The organism is Nocardia colli (genome assembly GCF_008704205.1).
Classification (GTDB): Bacteria; Actinomycetota; Actinomycetes; order Mycobacteriales; family Mycobacteriaceae; genus Nocardia; species Nocardia colli.
In genome coordinates this window covers 52,357-75,259 of record NZ_VXLC01000026.1, presented here as the reverse complement: position 1 = coordinate 75,259, position 22,903 = coordinate 52,357, and the positions used below count along the sequence as shown (strand labels likewise).

The following is a 22,903-nucleotide window of genomic DNA, read 5'->3' as shown; positions in this document are numbered from 1 at the left end:
CGATCGGGGGCTGGTCGGCCTTGATCGCAGTTACTCCGCGCTGGCTTTCAGGACGTCCAGCTGCATTTTCCAGCCACCGACGTTGTCCTCGAACCGCTTCGCGCGGTCGTCGTCGGACAGGTTCAGGGTGGCGAAGCCGCTCTCGGTCACCCGCAGGCGGGTTCCGCCGTCGCGTTCGGTGAGCCGGAACTCGACCAGCGTGGAATTGCCGTCGCCGGGGGTCGCGCCGGGGAAGGCGGATGCCCACCGGTAGGAGATGTAGTTCGGGGGTTCCATCGTCTCGACCCGGACCGGGAACCGGCCGTATTTCGGGTCTTCGATCACCTCGAAATCGCCGTCCCGCGAACGACTCTGACCGGACCGGTCGCCGTCGCCGACCCACCAGCCGGGGTCGGTCACCAGCTCCCAGACCCGTGCGACGGATGCGTTGATGTCCACCTCATGCTCGATCTTGTCGGGCGCGGTCATCGGGAATCTCCTCTCCGGACGGCATTACTACTGTTTCGGGACAGGATGCTCGCTGTGGCGGCGAAGTGCAACCCTAGGGTAGCGCGTCAGCATGCCCTGCCGGGAGAGAATTGCGGGGTCGGCGGAGGCGTTGGACTGCATGGGGGGCCGGCGTCAGAATGGGACGACAACCCCCGCGCAGTTCCAGATCTTCTGGTCGGTGCGACCGGTTACACGCGACCGGCGAGGTGATTACCCGCGGCCTCGAGGTCGTCACTGCCGAAGAATTCACGAAGCGCCGCGTCGTGCTCGTCGGTGCTGATGTATCCGTCGCCGTTATGGTCGAGCGCTTGAAACATCTTCAACGCCTCGACCTGACCGACGCCCGAAATCGACTGCAGGATCATCCACTCGCTCAACGACAGTGAGCCGTCGCCGTCGACATCGCCGAGTTCAAAGGTGAGCTGCGCCAACGGAATAGCGACCTCGTCGACGAACCGGGGATCTTCGTGCGCCGCGATCCATTCCTCCCTGCTGATTATCTTGTCGCCATTGGCGTCGGCATGCCCCTGCAGGTCCTGCCAAAGCCGGTTGGCCCGCTTGATGGTGATCCGCCATTTATCGGAACCAGGGGGAATGTTGAATGCATTGCACCATTTGTTGATCAACGCGTCGATGTCCGACTGGTCGATCTTGCCATCGTTGTCGGCATCGTACCGCTCGAAGTGCTTCGCGAATTTCTGCTGCCGGGCTTGCGTGACCATGGGGACTCCCTATCTCAACCGGTCATTCACTATGCGGACCTCTACTATCCCTACTTTACTGCTGGGGAGGCGGGTCTTCAAGAGGTAATTATATCTTAGTGAAGTTACTTGGTTCGGCGCCGAAGTGAAGCAGGGGCATGTCTGAGTGCCGCGAGAAGTGATCGCGGTCGTCGGCGGTGGTCAGCGGCGTGCGCGGCGGTATCGAGGCGCGGTGTACGCGTCCGGCCGGCGGCAAGGCGCGGCCGTGCCCGGTAATAGGGGACTTGCTGTCCGAGTCAGTGCAGGGACACGAGATCGGTCGTTGTCGTGACAGGTGTAATTGCGCTGGGTGTTTGCGAGCGCTTGCTTACCATCGACCGAGCATGAAAAAGACAGACATTATCGCGGTGGCAACCCCGACCGCCATTTTCACGAATACCTCGACGGCGAATGCCGCCGCCGCTTCGCCGATAAGATGCCGAGAGGGCAGGCCTACGTCCGCGGCCCGCTCCATGGCCAATGATCGGATCGTTTCGATTCGCCAGCCCAACGTCGACAACGCCACCGCGGACACGAACGCGGTGAGCGTGCACAGCAGCAGCGATGCCTGATTATCCGGAGCCGGCACCGTGCCGTAGGCCTGGGTGAACGTATTCGTCGACAGCGATAGTACGACCGCGCTGGCCAGGTAGTAGGCGCCCGGATGGACCTGGCCGAGACTGGCGCTGATCCTACGAATCACCGAGCACCCGCGCCGATTCCGCCTCGAACAATTCCACCTCGCGGGCCAGCTCGTCCAACGCCACCACGTCGCACCTGGCCTTCGCTGCCGCCTCCAGTTCGATCAATTTGTCCGCGCGCCGGGTCAATACGGTTCGGCTGTTCGCGGTCGGGTCGCGGCGCTTGGCGCCGCTGCGTAGCTGTTCCGAAAGCTGCTGTAGCCCATTGATGCGCCGGCGCAATTCGGTCTGCGCGGCCAGCGAAATCGACGCGACCTCGTCGCGTGCCTTTTCCCGGCGCCGGCGGTCCGAGCCGACGAGCAGATCGCTCACCGTATCGATCAGATCGGTGGTGCCGTAGCCGGCCCGGTCGACATCGCCTTTGATCACGATGTCGCCGACGCCGTAGCGGAGCAGGATATTCTTGCTGATCGCGCCTTTCAGGCGAGAGCCGGTCACCACGGCACGCGGCAGATCGGGCCGGTTGTGCAGAATGTAGGACAAGACCTCGTAACCGGAGTAGTCGTCCTCGTCGGTGAGGTTGAGATCGATCAGTGCGCAGTCCACATCGGGACGTTGGAGTTCATCTATCGCGGCGTCGACCCTGGTCACGTGTCGTACTTCGTGCCCACGGAGTACGCGCTGCACCGCCCGGGCAAATTGAATATTGTCCTCGAGCAACAATATAATCGCCATCTACGCTCTCCTGGAAATGGGCAGAACTATGAGAAAAGTGGCGCCGGTCGAGTAGTGCACGTCCACCGTGATCTGGCCGCCGAGGTCGGTGACGATTTCGCGGGCCCGGGCCAGGCCGAGTCCATGACCTTCGCCCTTGCTGGAGACCCCGAGCTGGAAAATGCCTTCGACCGACTCGGGCGGGATTCCGGGGCCTTCGTCCGACACGATGATCGACACGGACCGGCCGGAGACCGAGGCGATCACCCGCACCCGACCGTCGCCGTCCACCGCCTCGATGGCGTTGTAGAGCAGGTTCTCGAACAGTGCCGTGATATCGCCTTTGACGCCACGCACGAGAACCCCGGCGATGCCATCGATATCGAGTTCGATGACACTGTCCGGAAACTCGAGACCGAGCCGATTCCGCAGCGCGGTCAGCACGCCGCGGATGCTGATCCGGGCAACCTTCTGGGCGCGATGCAGCTCTTCCGGCGCACGGGCCAGCTCGGTGCAACCCAAGGTGATGTCGTCGATCCACTGGGCGAGTTCGCCGTCCAGTTTCACCCCGCGCAGATGCAACTCCTCGCGGATCGAATGAACGTCGCGCAGAATCGGATCCACCGCTTTGCGAATTCGATGAGCGAAGTCGCCGTTGAGTCGCAATCTGGTCGCCTCGGCCCTGGACTCCGCGGCCTCCTCCCGCCGCCGGCGAACTTCGGCGGCCAGTCGGGCGCTGGCCAGCACGGCCGACGACAACACCGGCAGCGCGTCCCGCTCGAGCTGTGAGAACGAATGCGGCGCCGCCACCCGGATCACATGGAGTCCGAGGAGTTCGCCTTCGGCGTGCAGCGGAATCAGGCCCACCGTGTCCATCGGCCCCTGGTGGGTGTCGAAGAGCTGTTTGAGCAGCCGGTGCGGCCGGGAATTGGAATCATGGAGTATCGGCTTGGTGCTCGACCTGAACCAGTCGAGCGTGCGGTCTATGTCGAAGCCGGGCGGATTCTTCCAGGCACTGCTTCGAAACACTTCGCTGAACTGCCCACCGGCGCCTGCCAGCCAGACACTCGATTCGGCCTGCACGTTCAACGCCTGACGCAGAAGTTCCACGCCCAAGGCCAGGGCGGCACGTTCGTCCTCGCCGGTTCCGGACAACGTCAGCGCGCCGACCAGGCGGCGCAGTTGCTCCGACAAATCGTATCTGGCTGCGCTCTCGCTGATATGAATCGCCTCTTCACGTGTACTGGTGATCAGCGTTGCTTCTTCGAGGGTGATGCCGGTTATTTCGATGCCGGTCTCGGCTAGTAGATGTGCCTTCATCGCCTTGTCGTAGAGCGGAAATCGAATCGTGAGGAGCAATCGCTGTGAGCCGGAATAGATGACATCGTCTACCAGGTTCCGAATCTCGATGCCGTTTCGAATTATCTTGTCGTGGTCCGCCTTTGCGCGGTCGTGCTCGAGCTTGTTGGTCAGCAGGGTGAGATAGCTTTCGCCGATGGCCTCGCTCATCGAGTAGCCGTACAGCCGTTCGGCGCCGCGCGTCCACAGTTTGATGACGTAGTCGTCTTCCGGACCCGCGGCGGCCCACAGGGATACCGATGTATTGCCCGCGATCTCGGTGAGGAGATCCGCGTCGTGCTCATCCACTTCTACTGCCCTCCCCATCCGGCGAGGGCGGGTCGAGCCGGAGCGTGGCCAGGTCGACCGCGAGGCCGTGCGTGGGCAGCACAGCGGCGGCGCGCACGCGGCGGCCACACAGCTCCCTGGTCGTGGGGACCTGGAACAGGAGCGGCACGATCGGGGCGTCGGCCAGCGCGGCGCGCTCGGCCTTGCGCCACGCGGCGTCGGCCGATTCGCCGTCCGCGGCGGCGAGCGCCCGGTCGATCAGCGCGTCCACCTCGGGATTGCGGTAGCCGCCGAGGTTGGCGGGGGAGCCGGATTGCAGCAGCGGCTGGAGGAAGACGCGACCGTTGTGCTGCGGCCAGGTCGGCGACCAGGACGCGAGCGCGATATCCCATTCGCCGGCCGCCGCCCGGACCGGGTCGGCCAGCAGATCCAGACACTCCGGGACGGCCAATTCGACTGGCTCGACGGTGATTCCGGCCGCGGCCAGGTCGGCGGCGTACCGGCGGGCGACCCGGCGGGCGTGCTCGGTAGCCGGGTGGATCGCGGTGATCCGCAGATCGCGCGGATGCCCCGCGGCGGCGAGCATCGCCGCGCAATCTGCCGGGGCGCCGCGGTGATCCGGCGTGGAGTACGGATCGAGGTCCTGGTGGCCGTCGTTGCCCGGCGGGACGATCGAGCCCGCGACCCGGATGATCGTCTCGCCGCCCAGCGAGGCGACGTCCGCCGCGATGGCGGCCTTGTCGATCGCCTGCGTGATCGCCTGGCGCACTTGCACTTTCCGCACCGCACCGTCGGCATTGGGGCTGCGGGTGTTGAACACCAGGTAGGGGTCCAGCGCGAAACCGAGGTCATGGTCGACGGTCGTCGCGGGATCGGGGATGCGAACGCCCCAGGCCAGATCCGCACGGTCGGTGCGGATTCGGTACGCCACCGCGCCGGCGCCGACCGGTTCGGAGCTGACCTCCACGGCCTCGACGTGCTGGCGCCGAACGGGGTCGGTCTCCGCGCTCCACGCCGGGTTCCGGCCCAGCCGCAGGGCGCGGCCGGGGGTGAAATCGGTGGGCCGATACGGGCCGGTGGACCGGATATTGGCGCACAGCTCGATGCTGCCCGGGACGTAGCGGTCGTATTCGACCGGTGCGGGCGAGGCGCACGGCAGGGCCAGGATGTCGATGAAATCCATGGTGGGCCTGCGTAGTTCGAAGACGATCGTCTCGTCGTCGAGCACCAGCAGACCCGGAATGTCATGGGAGTTCTGATATTCGGCCAATTCGGGTCCGGTCGGCACGGCGCCGGCGAACGCGGCGGCGTACTCGGCGCAGAACTTCGCCATGCCCCGGATGGTGTCGGTGAAATAGGGCAGTAACGTGCTGCGGTGCAACGGATTACCCATCCGCTTGAACCCGCGAACCACGTCGTGCGTGGTGACCGGGCGCGTCGGATGGCTGTCCCAGTACACGCCGCGCCGCAGATGGACCACATAGCTGGTGTAGCTCGCGCCCATTCCGGCGTTGTAGATGGACGGGACCTCGGTCGCCAGATCGGGCACCGGCGCGCCGGCCTGCCAATCACGCGGGTCGCCCTGCGTTCGATAGGTGAACAGCTGCCGGGTGTACAGCCGGACCACCCGGTCGATCGGAGATCGCGGGCAGCACACCGGATCCAGCTGATCGAGCGGGCCCGGACCGTACAGGCGCAGGATCGTCGGTTCGGTCATGACATCTCCGCGGCCAGCCCGGCCATGATGTCGACGGCCTTGTCGATCTCGTCGAAGTCGTTAAAGATGTGGGTCGTGATGCGGGACGCGTAGTGCTGGTGCGGCGATCCGGCCACGTCGAACTCGGTCCACCTGGTGAAGAGCCGGTACTCGCGTTGCAGCCGCATGGTGAACTCGTGCACCTTCTTCACGTTCCACGCGTCCTCCGGCCTGCGGAACGGATGAAAGGTGATCAACGGCGATTTCAGCACGCGATCCGCGCCGGGGGAGTACATCGCGTCCCGGCCGAAACGCTCGGCGACGCGGTAGCGCGCGTACTCCGCGAGCAGCATGATCCGGCGCTCGATCCGATCGCGGCCGATGTCGTCCCACAGCGCGCAGGCCGTGGCGAGCCCGGCCCCGCGGGCGATGCTGGCACTGCCCGCGCTCTGCAGGTAGTCGCCCATGTTGTCGCTCTCGATCGAGGTTCGCGTGCGGGGCGGCGGGCTGCCCTTCATCGGGTACCAGGTGGAGATGATCGGCCAGAACCGCGGTAGCGGCAGCGGATTGTGTTCCGGATGAATCTTGTTGCGCACGTACAGCAATCCGGTACCCAGCGGGCCGCACTGGAACTTGGACCCGGAGCAGGAGATGAAATCCGCGCCGATGGCCCGCATGTCGAGATCGAGCATGCCCGGCAGCAGCGCGCCGTCGATCACCGTGATCAGGCCGTGCCGCTGCGCGAGTTCGCACAGCGCGCGCATCGGCAGTTTGGTGCCGGTGAACAGCGTGATCCCGGCGAAGGCAAGCACTTTCGTGCGCGGGGTGATCGCCGCCTCGAACAGTTCGATGATCTGCTCGGCGCGCACGTCGTACCCGGTGGGCAGGGTGATCGTGGTGAGCTCGATGCCGAGCCGGTTGCGCAGCAGGTTGAAGTTGGACAGCACGGAGTAGCACTCGTGCGTGGTGGTGACGACCTCGTCGCCGGCGTGCAGATCCAGGCCGTGGATGACCCGCGCGACGCCCTCGGTCGCGTTGTGGGTGATCACCATCTCGTCCTGATCGACCCCGTAGGCCTTGGCGATGGCGGCGCGATGGTCCGGATACATCCCCGGCGGATAGACATCGCCGAGCCCGCCGGCCCAGTGCCTGGTCACCCGGTCCACGGTGTCGAGCACGGCGTGCGGCATCGCGCCGACGGTGCCGGAGTTGAGGTGGATGGCGCCGGGATCCAGCGCGAACAACCCGCGGATCTCGGACCAGTCCGCGGTGCGCAGACTCGGTGGGGACTCGGCGGTCATCGTCGCCGCCAAGTGCGGCGGGATGGGATCGACAGCGCCATTCATGGGGAACCCCTCTCCGCGACTAGCTATATATTACATAAGTTTCCTCGGCTTTTGAGCGTTCTTGATGGAGCTACTCGTTCACAACACCTAGTTGGCTTCAAAAAGCTATGGTGGATATCGTGGAGGGCTTCCGGAGCCGAGCGCTAGCGCGGGTGGTGCCCCGATGAGTGGCGACGGGCGTTCGGTGGCGGCCTTCCTCACGGCGCTGCCGAAGGTGGAATTGCATGTGCACCTGCTGGGTTCGGCGACGGTGGACACGGTCGCCGAGTTGGCCGGCGATCGTCCGGAGGCCGGGGTGCCCGCCGACCCGGTCGAATTGCGCCGGTACTACCGCTTCACCGACTTCGCGCATTTCATCGAGGTGTACACCGCGGTCAACCGATTGGTGACCAGCGGGCCCGCGGTGGTGCGGCTGGTGACCGGCCTCGGTGACCAGCTGGCGGCGGACAACGTGCGATATGCCGAGGTGACCGTCACGCCGCTGTCGCATCTGCGCATGGGTATCGCGCCCGCCGAGCTCGCTGAGGCGTTGTCGATCGGCCGCCGGCTCGTCGCCGAATGCCATGGCATCCAGATCAATTGGATATTCGACGTGTCGGCGGACGACGGCGTCGCCGGCGCCTTCGCCACCCTGGACTGGATTCTGCGGCACCAGCCCGACGGAACGGTCGGGTTCGGGCTGGGCGGCCCGGAACTCGGTGCGCCGCGCCGGCGGTTTCGCCCCGCGTTCGAGCAGGCAAGGGCGCACGGACTGCACGCTGTACCGCACGCGGGCGAGACCTCCGATGCCGGCGAAATCTGGTCTGCCTTACGCGATCTGGGCGCGGAGCGGATCGGGCACGGCATTCGCGCGGTGACCGAACGCAGACTGCTCGACTACCTGGCGGAACAGAGCATCACCCTCGAGGTCTGTCCGACATCGAATGTCCGCACCGGCGCGGTGCGCGCGCTCGACCGGCATCCGCTGCCCGCCTTGCTCGCCGCCGGCGTCCCGGTCACCCTCGGCGCCGACGATCCCGGGATGTTCGGCACCTCGCTGAATCGCGAATATCAGCTGTGCCACGACCGGCTCGGCATCTCGGTCGCCGCGCTGGTGGACATCGTGGCGGTGGGGATCGACGCGGCCTTCTGCCCGGCGCCCGTGGCCCGCGACATCCGCCGGGCCCTCGCGGAGTCGGTTCATCGGTTCGATCGACAGCAGAGAATAGGGAGATGAGGCCATGCGAACACGATTCGCGCTCATGCTGCGGGCGGTGCGCGTCGCGGGCACCGTTGTCGCGGTTGGCGTTCCGGCTATTCCGGGTGGTTTGATCCGCCGGTTGCGGTACGGTCCAGCGGCCGGCCGGCAGCACATCTACCATCAGCTCGTCGCGCTGTTGATGGTGCTCGGACCGACCTTCGTCAAGGCGGGACAGGTGCTCGGCACCCGCCGCGATCTGCTGCCGCCCGCGCTGTGTGACGAACTGTCGCTCCTGCAGGATTCCGTCGCACCACTGGATGCCGCGCACACCGCGATCGCCCTGGCCGAGGCCTACGGCGTCGAGGTCGATGAGGTCTTCGCCGAGCTCGATCCGCGACCGGTCGCGTCCGGCAGCGTGGCGTCGGTCTATCGGGGGCGGTTGCGCTCGGGGCAGGATGTCGCGGTCAAACTGCGCAGGCCGGGCATCGAGCAGGTCATGTCCGATGATCTCGCGCTGATTCGCGGCGGTGCGGCATTCGTCGCGCGGCTCAAGGTTTTTCGCGGCGTGCCGGTCGAGGAGGTCGTCGCGAATATGGCGGGCGCGATCCTCGGGCAGCTCGACTTCGAACGGGAGGCCGACAATCTGCGGCGGTTGCGCAAGAACCTCTCCGAGGTGCCGCGGGTCTGGGTGCCGAAGGTGTATCCCGAGGCCTGCCGGCCCCGGTCCATCGTGATGGAGTTCATCCCGGAGCTGGCGGTGGACACGGCCGAGCATTGTTCGCCGGCCGCGCGCCGGCGCTTCGCGGCGTCCGGGATGGCGGCGATGTATCAGATGCTCTTTGTCGACGGATTCGTGCACTGCGACATGCATCCCGGCAATCTCTACTTCACCCGCAGCGCGCAGGTCGTGGTGCTCGACGCGGGCTTCAGCGTCCAGCTGACCGACCGGCTCCGGCGCCTGTTCGCCGAGTTCTTCATGAACATGGCGATCGGCCGCGGGCGTCATGCCGCCGAGATCGTGATCCAGAGTGCGGCCAAGATCGCCGAGGGCGCCGATCTCGAGGGTTTCACGGTGCGGATGGCGGATCTGGTCGAGCGCAGCCACGGCCAGCCGGCCAGCGAGTTCAGCCTGATCGCCTTCGCCATGGAGATGTTCGACCTGCAGCGCCGCTTCGGCATCAACGCCGCGTCCGAGCTGGTCTTCCCGCTGCTGTCCCTGCTGGTGATCGAGGGGACCATCCGGGAACTCGATCCGGACATGGATTTCCAGGAGGCGGCCAAGCCGCAGCTGATGCGCGGACTGTTCGGGACCGACGGCGGCCGTTCTACGCTCGATTGACCAGCACGGCGTCGAGTTCGATGGCGCGCAGCGCGCGGGCGGGGAAGTCGCAGTACCAGAGATGGCTTCCGTCCCAAGTCATTCCGGTCGGGCGGCCGGGGACGCGGACCGCGCCGACCTGCGCGCCGGTGCGGGCGTTCAGCGCCCGCACCGTGGAATCGCTGTAGTCGCCGTGCAGCACCAGACCGTCGGCATAGGTCAGTCCAGAAGGGGATTCGCCGCCCGCCGGGTACTGGCGTTCGATCTCCATGGTCGCGTAGTTCCGCAGTTGCACCACGGTCGGCGCGCGCAGGCACATCCACAGTCCCTCGGGGCCGAATTCGATTCCGGTCAGCCGGCCGTTGCGCGGGAGCACCGTCTTCTCCCCGACGGATTCCCCGGTTGCCGGGTCGATGAGCACGAGCCGTTTCGGGTGCCCGCCGACCTGGAGCAGCCGGGTGCCGTCGTAGGCGAGGTCGGCGCGCACGCGGGCGCAGGCCCAGGAGCGGGTGACCGTTCCGTCGGACGGATCGATGGCGAAGATCGTCTGCGCGTCCTGGTCTGAATGCCACAGCCGCGAGCCGTCCCAGGTGAGGCCGCACAGATAGGCGGTCGGCGCGGGCAGCGTCCGGGCGATGGGCGCGGATTCACAGTAGGTCATCTCGATCTCCCCTGGCCTGGCGACAATCTTGCTTCAAGAATATATTGTGAACTAGAGGTGATGCTGATGGAAGCCGAGCTGGCCGATCTTGCGCAGGCATACGTCGATCGCCACTGGCCCGCGAACACGCGTCGGATCGCCTCGTCGGCAACCTTCACACTCGACGAGGACTACTGCCGGCGGGTGGCCGCGTATTTCGAGCAGGCTCCTCGACTGGCCTACGCCACCTCCCTCGCCCGGCGCTACGACCGGTTCAAGCGGGAGAACGTTCAGCAGTACGAGCTGGTCGTCGATGCGGGGATCGCCGTGCGGCCGTGGCTCGCCGCGGGGCAGCCCTATCGGAGTTCGGCCGAGTTGCGTGCGTCCGTCCGGAAAACCGGTGAGCTGTATGTATATCTGACGAGTTCCGGGCACGGGCCGGAGCTGGTCGACGATTTCCATCCGATGCTGGAACCGTCCGGCATCGTGGTCGACGGCGTCGAACTCAGCCACAACGACGTGTTCCGGGTCGTGCACGACGTTTTCGGGCATGTGATGTCCGGGCGCGGTTTCTCGGCCCGCGGCGAGTTCGGGGCGGCCTTCTGTCACATGGGGATGTACTCCGAGGACGTTCATGCGGTGCTGTTCACCGAGCAGATCGCGCAGATCTGCTGGTTCTTCTACGGCCCGTGCGCGGGCGAGCGCCGATACCCGCCGCAGAAGGTGTTCGAGTTCCCCGCGCGCTATCTGACCGAGTTCCGGAATCTGTTCAGCCACTAGGCAAACTAACTTCATTTAGATATGGTTATCTAATGACTGATCTGGTGAGTAATGGGAAGATCAGCCCTTCGATTCCGGGGGAGTCCGTTCGCCGCGACTTTCCTATCCTGGAGCAGCGCTTCGGCCCGAATCCGTTGGTCTACCTGGACAATGCGGCTACCTCGCAGAAACCGCGCGTCGTGCTCGACGCGCTGGTGAACTACTACTCCGGCGTGAACAGCAATATCGGCCGGGGCTACTACCAGCTCAGCATGGCCGCGACCGACGCCTATGAGGCGGCCCGCGAGACCATTCGACTCGCGATCAACGCCGAGCACGCCGACGAGGTGGTTTTCACCCCCGGCACGACCGCCGCGGTCAACCTGCTCGCCGATACCTTCGGCCGCTCGGTCGTGACCGCCGGCGACCAGGTCGTCGTCACCGGCATGGAGCACAACTCCAACATGCTGCCGTGGCGGCGGCTGTGCGAGCGGGTCGGCGCCGAACTCGTCGTCGTGCCGGTCGGCGCCGGCGGACGAGTGGCCCTCGACCGGTTCACCGAAGCGCTCGGACCCCGGGTCCGGCTCGCCGCCGTCGCGCACGTGTCCAACGTGCTCGGCACGGTCAACCCCGTCCGGGACATGATCGGCGCGGCGCATCGGCACGGAATCCCGGTGCTGGTCGACGGCGCCCAGGCGGTGCCGCACCGGCCGGTGGATGTCCGCGACCTCGACGCCGACTTCTACTGCTTCTCCGGGCACAAGATCTACGGCCCGATGGGCATCGGCGTGCTGTACGGGAAGCGAAAGCTGTTGTCCCGCTTGGATCCGTATCAGGTGGGCGGCGGCACCGTGAAGGGCGTGACGCTGGACGAGCCGGTCGCGTACGTTCCGGTGCCGGCCCGGCTCGAAGCGGGCACGCCGCACATCGCGGGCGCGATCGGCCTGGCCGCGGCGTTCGGGTACGTCCAGGATCTCGGGTGGGCGAACCTCCGGCGGCACGACGAGGTTCTGGTCAACGCCGCTGTCGGAGCCCTGCAGAGCATTTCGCGCGTCCGGATCATCGGTGACCCGGCGGATCAGCCGAGCGGGATCGTCTCGTTCGTGGTCGACGGCATCCACCCCTACGATGTCGGCGGCCACCTGGATCGCCACGGTGTGGCGGTGCGCAGCGGGGTGCACTGCGCCAACCTGTTCATCGATTCCTTCGGTGTAGTCGGCACGGTTCGCCTGTCGTTCGCGGTGTACAACACCGAAGCCGAAATCGAGGTGGTGCGGCGCGCGCTCACGACCGTGCGGCCCGGTTTCTGGACCGAAGAGCATCCCACCGAACGTTTTCTGGCGACCGATCCGTCCACCGAGAACCAGCACTGACGGGACAGCTGCGATGACGACTGCCGAATTCGATCCGGTGAGCTTCAAACAGATGCAACGCGCCAACTGGAACGCGATCAGCGCCGGCTGGGAGTCCTGCTCGCACGACTTCGAAACCGGTGGCGCACCGGTGACCGCACGGCTGCTCGAACTCGCCGGCGTGCGGGCGGGGCACCGGGTTCTCGACATCGGTTCCGGCACTGGAGAACCGGCGCTGTCCGCCGCCGCCGTCGTCGGCCCGTCCGGGTCGGTCACCGGGATCGACCTCGCCCCGGACATGATCGCCCGGGCGCGCGAGCGCGGACGCGGTGCGGGCAACGTCGAATTCGTGGTCGGCGACGTCGAATCGCTGGAGTTCCCCGCCGCGTCGTTCGACGCCGTGCTCAGCCGCTGGGGCCTGATGTTCGCGGTCGATCACGTCGAGACGTTCCGCGAACTGGCGCGGGTGCTGGTGCCCGGCGGCCTGCTCGCCGCCGCCGTATGGGCCGCTCCGGGATCGGAAGTGCCCATGATGTCCCTCGGCTTCCAGGTGATCGCCCGGCGGCTCGAACTACCGCCCCCGGCACCTGGGGCGCCTGGTCCGTTCAGCATGGGCGACCCGGAGACGGTCGGCGCCGAGCTGACGAAGGCCGGTTTCAGCGATGTCGAGGTGACCGCGTTCCGGGTGCCGTTCGTGCTCGAATCCCCGCAGCGCTTCATCGAATTCAACAAGGTGGTCATTCCGCCCGGCCTGAAGACCATGCTGCGGGAGCGGTTCGGCAGCGCGGACGATCCGGCGACCTGGGCGGCCGTGGGCGCGGCCGTCGAGCCCTACCGCAGGCCCGAGGGCACCGTCGCCCTGACGAGCAAGGCCCTGCTGCTGCGGGCCGTCGCGCCGATCGGCTGAGCGGCATGCGCTTCGATACCCGACTCGTCCACAGTGGGCAGCGGCCGTCGCCCGGCACCGGCGACATCGTGCCGCCGATCCATGTCGCCACCACCTACGATCGCTTCGCGCAGGATCCCTTGCGGCTCTTCTACTCTCGTGGCGAGAATCCGACCAGAGAGGCGTTGGAGCAATGCCTGGCCGCGCTGGAGGACGCGCGATTCTGCGCGGTCTTCTCCTCGGGGCAGGCGGCCGCGACCGCGGTGTTGTCCCTCCTGGAGACCGGGCAGCGGGTGGTGTCCTCCGATGACGTGTACGGCGGCACCTACGCGTTGTTCGCCACGTTGGGCCGGCTCGGGATCCAGGTCGACTACGCGGATCTGACCGATCCGGCCGAGGCGCGGCGCGCGCTGGCGAGCGACGCCGCGCTGGTGTGGGTGGAGACGCCGAGCAACCCGTTGCTGAAGATCACGGATGTGGCCGAGCTCAGCCGGACCGCCCACGCGCGGGGTGCGCTGGTGGTGGTCGACAACACCTTCGCGAGCCCGGCCCTGCAACGCCCCCTGGAACTGGGCGCGGATGTAAGTCTCTACAGCACAACCAAATTCATCGCCGGCCACGCTGACGTGCTCGGCGGTGCGCTGGTGTGCGACGACGAGGAGCTGGCCGCCCGATTCGCCGGCCACCGGACCGTCACCGGCGGCGTACCCGGCGGCCTGGACTGCTATCTGGTGCACCGCGGCGTGAAGACCCTGTCCCTGCGCGTGACGCGCCAGACCGCCACCGCGCGCGCGATCGCCGAGGAGCTGTGCGATCAGCCCGCGGTCACCGAGGTGCGCTATCCCGGTCTGCCCCAGCATCCGCAGCACCGCCTGGCCACCCGGCAGATGTCCGGACCCGGCTCGATCATCAGTTTCCGCTACCGCGGCGATCCAGAGAAGTTGATGGCGCGAACGCAGCTGTTCGCCTGCGCGGTGAGCCTCGGCGGCGTGCGCTCGCTGATCGAGTGCCCGGCGCTGATGACGCACCGACCGATACCGCGTGCGATCCGGCACGCGGCCGGAATCACCGACGACCTGATTCGGCTCTCGATCGGGATCGAGGATCCGGTCGATCTGATCGAGGATCTGACCGCTGCGCTGGAAGGTGACTGATGACGAATTCCCTTGCTGACCAAGGAATCCGGCTGCTCGACGGTGGTACCGCGACCGTGCTGCAACGCGCGGGTCTGCCGGTGCGCCCGCCGTGGTGGACCTCCGGAGCCGTGCTCACCGACGCGAAGCGCGGCGTGCTCCAGTCGGTGCACGAGGCGTATCTCGCCGCCGGCGCGCAGGTGATCACCGCGAACACCTTCCGGGCAAACCTGCGTGCCCTGCGCCAGACCAAGCTCGACGACGCGGGCTGGGCCTGGATGGTGCATGCGGCCGTGGGCGTGGCCGGCGCCGCGCGGAAACAGTCCGGCGTGCTCGACGCACAGATCGCCGGTTCGATCGGACCGGTCGAAGACTGCTATCGGCCGGATCTGGTGCCGTCCGACGAGGAACTGCGCGCCGAGCACGGCTGGCTGGTGCGCGAGCTCTCGCGGGCCGGGGTGGACCTGTTCCTGATCGAGACGATGAACACCATTCGCGAGGCCCGGATCGCGTTGCGGGAGGTGCTGTCCGCGGGCGGGCGGGCCTGGGTGTCGTTCGTCTGCGCGGATGACGCGACGCTGTTGTCCGGGGAGCCGCTGACCGGCGCCGTGCACGCGGTGCAACGCGACGGCGCCGAGGCTGTTCTGATCAACTGCACCTCGCCTCGCGCCACGGAGGTGGCGTTGCGGGTGTTGTGCCGCGGGCGTGCGGGTTTGATCGGCGCCTATCCGAATATCGAGGATCGGACCGGCCTGACGCCCTATGAACACGTCGATCGCGCATTGCCGTCGGGGTCGACCCCGGACGAGTTCGCGGAGCTGGTCACGCGATGGCGCACCGAGTACGGCTTGGACATCATCGGCGGATGCTGCGGCACCACGCCCGCGCACCTCGAGGCGGCGAACAAACTGCTGAGCACGTCCGTCGGGACGTGAGAGCTCTGGTTCGTTGTGATTATTACTATACATTAAGATATTATTACGGCGAAGATGTGCTGCGGGCTGTCGGGGGACGGTGGAAAGGCCCGTCGACAGCCGGCGTCGAGGCTCGGGCGGACTCCGATGGCGTCGGCTGTTCGCCCTCAGCCCCAGCTCCGAAGTGTTATTTCCGGATGGCATCAGTTCCGTGGCGGCGTCCGCGGCCGTGCGCAGGTCATCAGTGAAACATCGTTAGCTCAGAAGGTACTGACCCGCGGGTAGGTGTCCGCAGCTACCCAAGGGAAACATTTGACGTAGTATCAGTGTCACTAGGAAGTTGTAGTGATCCGACACTCGAGGTACTCACATGGGAACGAAGCGCTACGCGCAGATGTGCGCGGTCGCGGCCGCGCTCGACCTCGTCGGCGAGCGCTGGACCCTGCTGATCATCCGCGACCTCACGACCGGTCCGAAGCGGTACAACCAGCTGCTCGAAGAGACGCTGGTGGGAATCGGCCCGAACCTACTCGCGGCACGGTTGCAGATGCTCACCGAACAAGGAGTGATCCAGCGCGAGCCGGTACCCGGCGATGGCCGTGGCGTGCAGTATCGGCTGACCGCCAGCGGTGAAGCGCTCCGGCCGGTGATCATCGGGTTGGCGTCGTGGGGTCTGTCCCACATCTCCTCCTACGAGGCGGACGGACTCGTCCGCTCCGAGTGGGGACGATTGGCGTTGGAGGCGATGCTCAGCGTCGGGCCGCAGCCCGAGGTGGACGAGTCGTACGAGTTCCGGATCGGCGACGAAGTGTTCCACGTGTCGTGCGAAGACGGCGTCGCGCGCGTCGTCGAGGGATCGCCACCGGATGAACCGGTGCTCGTGGTCACCGCCGACCCGGAGACGTTCATCCGGATCGGCACCGAGCAGGTCGGCATCCTCGACGCGATGCTGTCCGGCAGCCTGACGGTCAGCGGCGATTCGACCTCGCTGACCCGCTGCCTGCGACTGCTCGGCCTCGAGCTCACCTCGACGGCGCAGGCAGCGCACGCGGCCCACGCCGACGTCTCCTGACTCGCGTGACAGATCGACCATGATTCAGTCGGGGCGGCGGGCGGTGACCGGGCGCCGGTCGGTTCCGCGGGGACCCGGTTCGGCGTAGGGCTCGAGCGCGCGCCGCAGACTCTCGGGCACCCGGGTCGGCTCGACCCGAGTTCCGTTGGCGCGCATACACGCGACGCGTTGCCGGCCACGCGCCACCAGGTGCTCGCCCCCGGTCTGGTCGTTGATGCCGAGGTAGGCGAACCCGAATTCGATCTGCGTCTGGGTGAGATCGATCAGCGTCATCCGGATGGTGAGCGGCTGGAACGCGGTCAGTTCGGCGAAGTACTCACACTCGCATTTGATCGTGAAAAGCTTGAGGTCCCGGTGGATCTCGTCGAGCACATCGGGCGCGTGCTCCATCAGGAACATCTCCCGGCAGCGGCCCTGCCAGCGGAAGTAGTGCACGAAGTAGACGTTGCCGACCAGGTTGGTTTCCTCGAAGCCGACGATATGGGTCATCTCGTAAGAGCGCACGTATCAACCTTTCTCGGTCACCGAGAACACCACCGGCTGCTGGGGTTGCGGTGACGACAGGGTGGTGCTGAACGACCAGACGACGTCGGTGCCGTGCCGCAGGGCCAGCCAGCCGTCGGCCGCGGGACGGTTGTCCAGGGTCAGCCGTGGTCTGGTGACCGTGACGCCGAGCTTCGTCACCGCTTCGCGGGCACTCCAGACCCGGGTCGCGGCGGTGGCGAACGACTCACCGGTGGCCCGGCAGCAGATCTCCGCGAGCGCGACACCAGAATCGCCCAGCAGGCCGGACCACTGTGCCGGCGTGCGGTCCTGGACCGGTTCGAGGTCACAGCCGACCGGGCGAGCGGCGACCACCGCGACGGTGAGATCCGCACCGTGGGAGAAACTTACGTGTCCGTCCGGTATCTCCGGCCGCCCGTCGGGCCGGTGCCGGAGGGCCACCGCGCGGCCGAGCGCGGCGGCCAGCGCGCGCCGGGTCGCTTCGCGGCGGCCCGAGATCCGCGGGCCGATGTCGTCGTCTCCGGATGGCTGCCGGTCGCGCACGATCGCCAGCTGAACCGGCGACGACAGCAAGGTATCGAGACGCCGCTGCACGAGTGGACCGAGCAACTCCGGCGTCCACCCCGACGGCGACGTGATCGGTGCGACGGCGGTGAGTTCGAGCGCCTCCCAGAGCGCGACGACCGCGCCCCGCTCGTCGCGCACGATGACGTCGTAGATATACGTCGATTGTTCGTGGGACCGTTCCCGCGCGGCCAGCACGACCGTCCGGACGTCGGGTGCTATCGGTAGCGACAGCACGCGCGCCACCTTCGACGGCAGCAGCGTCGAGTCGGGCACGCAGACCTGGATGGCGTGCATGAACGCGTCGCGCGCCGACGGGTCGTCCAGCACAAGCGATTTCGGCAACATGGGGGAGAACCAGCGCTCGTCGCCGACCCGGATCCGGGCCACGCACTGCCGCGCGGACAGGTGGTGATAGTCCTCGACCGACCGGAACATCGGTCCGTGGAACATGATTCGGTCGTAGAAGTCGGTCTCGACCGCCATGCCCAGGCCGGACGTCGCGGTGGCGGCGGTGTGCGCGAATTCGGCCAGACGTTGCAATGGTTCGGTCGCCGACGTCGGGACGGCGGGAGCGGCGGCCGCTATGTCGTTGTGCGGCCGCGCATGTCGGCAGACGCCGCGGAAATGATCGATCTGAAAGGCAGTGGTATCCGACCGGATCGCCACCCGGACGCTGTCGCCCGATCGCAGCGCGGCGACCCGGATCGTCGTGACCCGGTCCGGCGCCGCGATGATCGGCCGGAGGAATTCCAGATCGTGCATCTGCACCGGGTGCTGTTCGCCGAACAGCGCGGTGGCCGCCTGCGCCATCGCCTCCATGCCCATGACCGCGGGGAACAACGCGTCGCGAGAGAATTGATGATCCGCGAGATAGGGGTCGGTCGCCGTCGAAATGTCGGCGTCGGCGAGCAATTCGATCCAGGGGACATGCAGGCGCGGCCGCTCCAGGAACCGCAGCAGCGGCAGCTCGACCTCGTCGAAGCGGATCGTCGGTAAGCCGCCGGTTCTACCGATCACGACCACACTGCTCGGACAGGCCGGGGTGCGCAGCAGATCCAGCATGATCTCCACGCCGACGTCGGTCGGAATCGGCTCGATGCCTTCGCGGACAAGGGAATCCAGCACGCCGAGCCGTTCGCCCATCCCGGTTCCGGCCCAGACCGACCACTCGATGGTGAGGCATCGACAGGCCGGCAGTTCGTGGTCGAGGGTGTCGATGGCCGAACGCAACCAGTCGTTGGCGGTCGCGTAGTGCCCCTCACCGCGCAGGCCCGCCCGGCCGATGATACTGCCGAAGCCGACGACCAGCCGAAGCTCGGCCGGCTGCAGCGAATCGAGGAGATTGCGCAGGCCGTCGACCTTCGGGGCGATGGTTCGCGCCATGTGGTCACCGGTCAGCGATCCGACGGCCGCGGGGGTGTTGATCCCGGCGCCGTGCAGGATGCCGGTGATCGCGCCGAGCTCGCGGCGAATCGCGGCTGTCGTGTCGGCGATCTGGTCTCGGTCGGTCACGTCGGCGGTGTAATAGTGTGCGGTGACACCGGATTCGCGCAGCCGAGCCATGTTCGTGGCGATGTCGGGATCGTCGGCGGGGCTGCGCGCGATGACCGCGAGCACGCATCCGGTCTGCCGGGCCAGCGCGACCGCGCATTCGATGGTGATGCCGCGCACCCCGCCGGTGACCGCGACGACATCGCTCGCGCCGAGCGGCAGATCGGCGCCGGCCAGGGTCAGCTCACGAAGCACCGGTTCGGTCCGGTTGCCCTCCCGGTCGTAGTGGACTTCGCGGAAGGTCGTGGTCGCGGCGATATCGGCGCATGCCAGCTCGGCGGCCTGCTCGAGCGGCAGGCCGGCGGCGACATGGACGACGGTCGTCCGGACCGTGGGCGCCTCCAGATGCACCGTCTTCGCCAGCCCGGCCGCGTCTCGGCCGTCATCGATAATGACCAGGCGCGACCCGGCGTCGATCGCCGATCGGGCGGCGGAAAGCATACGGTCGATAGCGATTTCGGTAGTCGCCGCGCCGAGCCGCAGGAGCACACCGTCGCCGAGACGGGCGGTGTCGAGCCGGTGCCGGACCGCCGCGGCGAGCGGATCGTCCGCCGGTGCGAACACCTGCCACCGCCCGGGCTCGTCGTCGCCACGGTCGGTGACCGGCGGCCCGGCGGCCGGGACCAGGTCGACGGTGAACGGCCGCACCCAGATATCGACGCCGGCCAGATCGTCGGCCGGCTTCGCCGGTGCGTCCTGCGCCGTCTGCGCGAGGTCGTCGATCGCCTCGGCCAGCTGCGCGATCGTCGCGGTAGCGACGTTCGTGGTCGGCTCCGGTATCTCCGTTCCCAGCAGCTTGACCGCGTCCGCGACCAGTTGGGTGATGGTGATGCTGCTCAGGTGAAGATCGTCGAGCGGGCAGATCTCGGGGGTGATTTCGTCCAGGGGAAGCTCGACGCGCTCGGCGATCAGTCGCCGCAATGTCGACAGGGACGAGCTGCCGTCGGCCCAGGCCTGGTCGGGTTGATCGGCAACTTCCGGCTGGGCGGCAACGTGCCCGTTGGACAGCGCCCGGGGGAGGAACGAGTCGTTCGGTGCTTGCTCGCAAGGACTCTCGAGGAACACGAACTGCTTGTCCAGCGGGATCGTCCGGTTGAATCGTTCGGCGGCGAATCCGTCCAGGTCGGGACGCGCGCCGAGGACATAGCAGGCGGCGAGGGTGCGCAGGATCCCGGCGACGGAGTTGCCGTCGGTTTCCATCGCGACCGCGGGAACCCCCGGGCAGACATCGGCGGCGAGCGCCGACAGCGTCGCCCCCGGACCGACCTCGACCAGCAGATCGCAGGTCTCCGCCAGCTGCGACAACGCGTCGGCGAACCGGACCGGCGCGTGCACCTGACGCTCGAGCAGATCGGCGACGGTGCAGCCGGGCTCCAGCGGACCCGCGGTGACGGTCGAGAACAGACCGGGGCGCTTGACCCGGCCGAGGTCGATCTCGTCGAGGTAGCGGCGGAAGGCGTGCGCGGCCGGCGCGACCAACGGCGAGTGGAACGCATGCGAAACCAGCAGGGTCCGGCATTGCATCCCGGCCGCGCGCGCACTCACCAAGACCACGTCGACGGCGTTCGTCGGACCCGCGACCACCGTGTGTTTCGGACCGTTGTATCCGGCGATCACCACGGGGCTGCCGTTCAGCAGGGTCGACACCTGATCGGCGGCCGCGAAGATCGTCGCCATGGCGCCGGGCTCGGCCACGGCGGCGGTGTGCATCGCCTCGCCGCGGAACGCCGCGGTGCGCACGAGCTCGGTCTCGTCGAACACGCCCGCCCAGTAGAGCGCGGTCAATTCCCCCAGGCTGTGCCCGACGCAGCCGACGACGTTCATGCCGACGGAATCGAGCACGCGCAATCCGGCGAGCGAGGCGGTCACGATGCGCGGCTGGGCCTCCTCGGTCGCCTGACCTTCGGCGCGCACGCCCACCTGCTGGTACAGGTCGGCGACCACGGCGAAGCGACGGGCGGGTGCGCCGCCGTCACCCTGCCCGGGGGCGCCCTGCCCGGGAAACATCAGGCCGATGCGCGGCGCGGATCCGATTCCCGCGCCGAGGAATTGGCCGGTGCCCGGCGCGAACCAGTGCCGTTCACCGGCGGCGAGGACATCGGCCAATTCGGTCAACCGGTCCGCGGCCTGTCGCTGGTCCGCGGCGACCACCGCCGCTTTGATCGGTAGCCGGGAGTCGATCCGGATCAGTTCGGCGGCGAGATCGCCGAGCTCGGCGAACGAACATCGCGCGGCGAGTGCGGCGACCGCGCGCAGCTTCGCCTCCAGCTCGACGGGTGTCGCCGCGGACAAGACGAACAGCTCCGCGTCCTGCGCGCTGCGCGCCAGGCGGGTGCCGGCCGTGCGGGACAGCGCGCGCGGTGGCTGTCGGCTCTCCAGCACCACATGGGCGTTGATGCCGCCGAAGCCCAGCGACGACACGCCGGCTCGCCGGGGATGCGCAGACCGTTGTGCCGCAGCGGATCCCGGCCATTCGAGGGCCTGGTCGGGGAGCCGGAGACGATTCCCGGCCTCGGTGAAGGCCGGATGCGCCCGGTCGGTTCCGGTGATCGGCGGAATGATCCCGTGGTGCACGGCGAGGGTCGTCTTGATCAGCGCCGCGATACCGGCCGCCGCCTTCGTATGACCGATATTGGCCTTGATCGATCCGATCGCCACCGGTGGCCTGCCCGGATTCCGTGCGGCGACAGCGGTATTGAACACCTCGAGCTCGGTCCGGTCACCGACGACCGTGCCTGCGCCGTGACCTTCGAGATAGTCGACGGTGTCCGCCCCGAAACCCGCCATCCGGTACGCGCGTTCGATGGCCCGCAGGTGGCCGTTGGGTTCGGGCCGGGTTATGCCGCCACGACCGTCCGAGGAGATGCCCCAGCCGGCGATCGTCGCGTAGATCCGCGCGCCCCGGGCGATCGCGTCCTCCTCGCGTTGCAGCACGAGGATCCCGCAGCCCTCACCCGGCCAGAAGCCGTTCGAGCGCTCGTCGTACACGCGCATTTCCGATGCCGACAGGGCGCCGGTCTTCGCGAAGCCGACCAGTTCGAACGGGTCGATGGACAGGTCGACGCCGCCGACGATCGCGGCGTCGAGGTGACCGGCGAGCATGGCGTCACCGGCCTGGGTGATCGACAACAGCGACGACGAGCAGGCGCCGTCGACGATGAAACCGCCGCCGCCGAAATCGAAGTGGTTGCAGATCCTTCCGGCGATCGTGTTCGCCAGGCCACCGGCCAGGCTGTCCTCGGTGATCGCCGGGAACGGCGCCTTGTAGTCCGCCTCGTACTCGTCGAGGAAGGCGGCGATCTCCGCCGCGGGCCTGCCGTTGCGGTGCAGCGCGGCGGCCAGGGTGCGCCGCACATACGGCCAGCGCAGCCGCATTCCCGACGCGCGGGTCATATCGCCGGTGAGCGTGTTCCCGAGGACGACGCCGGTGCGCTTGCGGTCCAAGCCCTCCCCGGCGGGAAAGCCGGCGTCGTCCAGGGCCGCCGCGGCGGTGTCCAAGGCGAGCCAGTGCACGATGTCGGTGGACCGAAAGGTGTTGGCGGCGATGCGATGCCGGGCTCGATCGAAGGTCCAGCCCTCGATGACCGCCGAGTGCGTCGCGTAGTGGCGGTCCGCTGCGGCGGGGTCACTCGCGTAGTAGTCGGCCGGGTTCAGTCTGGCCGGCGGGGTCGGCCGGAAGGCGCGCCTGCGGGCGAGGACGTTGTCCCACAGCTGAGCCGGAGTCTCGGCGTCGGGAAACCGGCACGCCATTCCTACGATCGCTAGCCGAACCATC

The 22,903-nt window shown here is 67.6% G+C and carries 18 protein-coding genes; 8 read left to right on the top strand and 10 right to left on the bottom strand.

The genetic code is table 11. The features are described 5' to 3' along the window. Positions 1–30: 30 nt before the first annotated feature. From F3087_RS37580 to F3087_RS37550, 7 genes are all read right to left on the bottom strand, one after another. Complete coding sequence (locus F3087_RS37580; RefSeq protein ID WP_150406904.1) at positions 31–468, bottom strand: SRPBCC family protein; 438 nt, start codon at positions 466–468, stop codon at positions 31–33. 209 nt (positions 469–677) lie between these two features. Further along, complete coding sequence (locus F3087_RS37575) at positions 678–1,211, bottom strand: EF-hand domain-containing protein (protein WP_150406903.1); 534 nt, start codon at positions 1,209–1,211, stop codon at positions 678–680. 346 nt (positions 1,212–1,557) lie between these two features. Beyond that, positions 1,558–1,932: a hypothetical protein gene (locus F3087_RS37570; RefSeq protein WP_150406902.1), complete on the bottom strand. Its 375-nt coding sequence runs from the start codon at positions 1,930–1,932 to the stop codon at positions 1,558–1,560. Continuing rightward, a complete protein-coding gene (locus tag F3087_RS37565) occupies positions 1,922–2,605 on the bottom strand; it encodes a response regulator (protein ID WP_150406901.1) in 684 nt (227 codons plus the stop codon). The genes F3087_RS37570 and F3087_RS37565 overlap by 11 nt, the downstream gene beginning before the upstream one ends. Next, complete coding sequence (locus F3087_RS37560; RefSeq protein WP_191094338.1) at positions 2,606–4,231, bottom strand: ATP-binding protein; 1,626 nt, start codon at positions 4,229–4,231, stop codon at positions 2,606–2,608. It abuts the gene before it with no gap. Further along, positions 4,224–5,927 (bottom strand): ABC transporter substrate-binding protein, encoded by a 1,704-nt coding sequence (locus F3087_RS37555; RefSeq protein WP_150406899.1) that lies wholly within the window; start codon positions 5,925–5,927, stop codon positions 4,224–4,226. The genes F3087_RS37560 and F3087_RS37555 overlap by 8 nt, the downstream gene beginning before the upstream one ends. Then, positions 5,924–7,252, bottom strand: a complete 1,329-nt coding sequence (locus tag F3087_RS37550; protein ID WP_150406898.1) for an aminotransferase class V-fold PLP-dependent enzyme — start codon at positions 7,250–7,252, stop codon at positions 5,924–5,926. Before F3087_RS37550 ends, F3087_RS37555 begins: the two co-directional genes overlap by 4 nt. A gap of 163 nt (positions 7,253–7,415) precedes the next feature. Between F3087_RS37550 and add the strand changes: the two genes are divergently transcribed. Together add and F3087_RS37540 are read left to right on the top strand one after the other, a co-directional pair. Then, the gene (gene add / locus F3087_RS37545) at positions 7,416–8,468 is read left to right on the top strand and encodes an adenosine deaminase (protein ID WP_150406897.1); all 1,053 of its coding nucleotides are present in this window, start codon (positions 7,416–7,418) and stop codon (positions 8,466–8,468) included. Between the two features lie 4 nt (positions 8,469–8,472). Then, positions 8,473–9,771: an ABC1 kinase family protein gene (locus F3087_RS37540; RefSeq protein ID WP_150406896.1), complete on the top strand. Its 1,299-nt coding sequence runs from the start codon at positions 8,473–8,475 to the stop codon at positions 9,769–9,771. Here the strand turns inward: F3087_RS37540 and F3087_RS37535 are convergent. Continuing rightward, the gene (locus F3087_RS37535) at positions 9,758–10,411 is read right to left on the bottom strand and encodes an NHL repeat-containing protein (protein ID WP_150406895.1); all 654 of its coding nucleotides are present in this window, start codon (positions 10,409–10,411) and stop codon (positions 9,758–9,760) included. The genes F3087_RS37540 and F3087_RS37535 overlap by 14 nt on opposite strands. Before the next feature lie 66 nt (positions 10,412–10,477). Between F3087_RS37535 and F3087_RS37530 the strand changes: the two genes are divergently transcribed. From F3087_RS37530 to F3087_RS37505, 6 genes are all read left to right on the top strand, one after another. Continuing rightward, positions 10,478–11,170 (top strand): crotonobetainyl-CoA--carnitine CoA-transferase, encoded by a 693-nt coding sequence (locus F3087_RS37530; RefSeq protein WP_223885648.1) that lies wholly within the window; start codon positions 10,478–10,480, stop codon positions 11,168–11,170. Between the two features lie 32 nt (positions 11,171–11,202). Further along, positions 11,203–12,522: an aminotransferase class V-fold PLP-dependent enzyme gene (locus F3087_RS37525; RefSeq protein ID WP_150406893.1), complete on the top strand. Its 1,320-nt coding sequence runs from the start codon at positions 11,203–11,205 to the stop codon at positions 12,520–12,522. 13 nt (positions 12,523–12,535) lie between these two features. After that, on the top strand, positions 12,536–13,408 hold the full coding sequence (locus tag F3087_RS37520) for a class I SAM-dependent methyltransferase (protein ID WP_150406892.1): 873 nt from the start codon (positions 12,536–12,538) through the stop codon (positions 13,406–13,408). Between the two features lie 5 nt (positions 13,409–13,413). Next, positions 13,414–14,541 carry a trans-sulfuration enzyme family protein gene (locus tag F3087_RS37515; protein WP_150406891.1) on the top strand — a complete coding sequence of 376 codons (1,128 nt, stop codon included), beginning with the start codon at positions 13,414–13,416 and terminating at the stop codon, positions 14,539–14,541. Beyond that, a complete protein-coding gene (locus F3087_RS37510; protein WP_150406890.1) occupies positions 14,541–15,455 on the top strand; it encodes a homocysteine S-methyltransferase family protein in 915 nt (304 codons plus the stop codon). The genes F3087_RS37515 and F3087_RS37510 overlap by 1 nt, the downstream gene beginning before the upstream one ends. A 349-nt stretch (positions 15,456–15,804) precedes the next feature. Next, the gene (locus F3087_RS37505) at positions 15,805–16,506 is read left to right on the top strand and encodes a winged helix-turn-helix transcriptional regulator (protein WP_150406889.1); all 702 of its coding nucleotides are present in this window, start codon (positions 15,805–15,807) and stop codon (positions 16,504–16,506) included. A 24-nt stretch (positions 16,507–16,530) separates the two neighbouring features. Here the strand turns inward: F3087_RS37505 and F3087_RS37500 are convergent, their stop codons facing one another. Both F3087_RS37500 and F3087_RS37495 read right to left on the bottom strand, forming a co-directional pair. Next, on the bottom strand, positions 16,531–17,010 hold the full coding sequence (locus F3087_RS37500) for an acyl-CoA thioesterase (RefSeq protein WP_223885647.1): 480 nt from the start codon (positions 17,008–17,010) through the stop codon (positions 16,531–16,533). Between the two features lie 3 nt (positions 17,011–17,013). After that, positions 17,014–22,902, bottom strand: a complete 5,889-nt coding sequence (locus F3087_RS37495; protein WP_150406888.1) for a type I polyketide synthase — start codon at positions 22,900–22,902, stop codon at positions 17,014–17,016. Position 22,903: the final 1 nt, after the last annotated feature.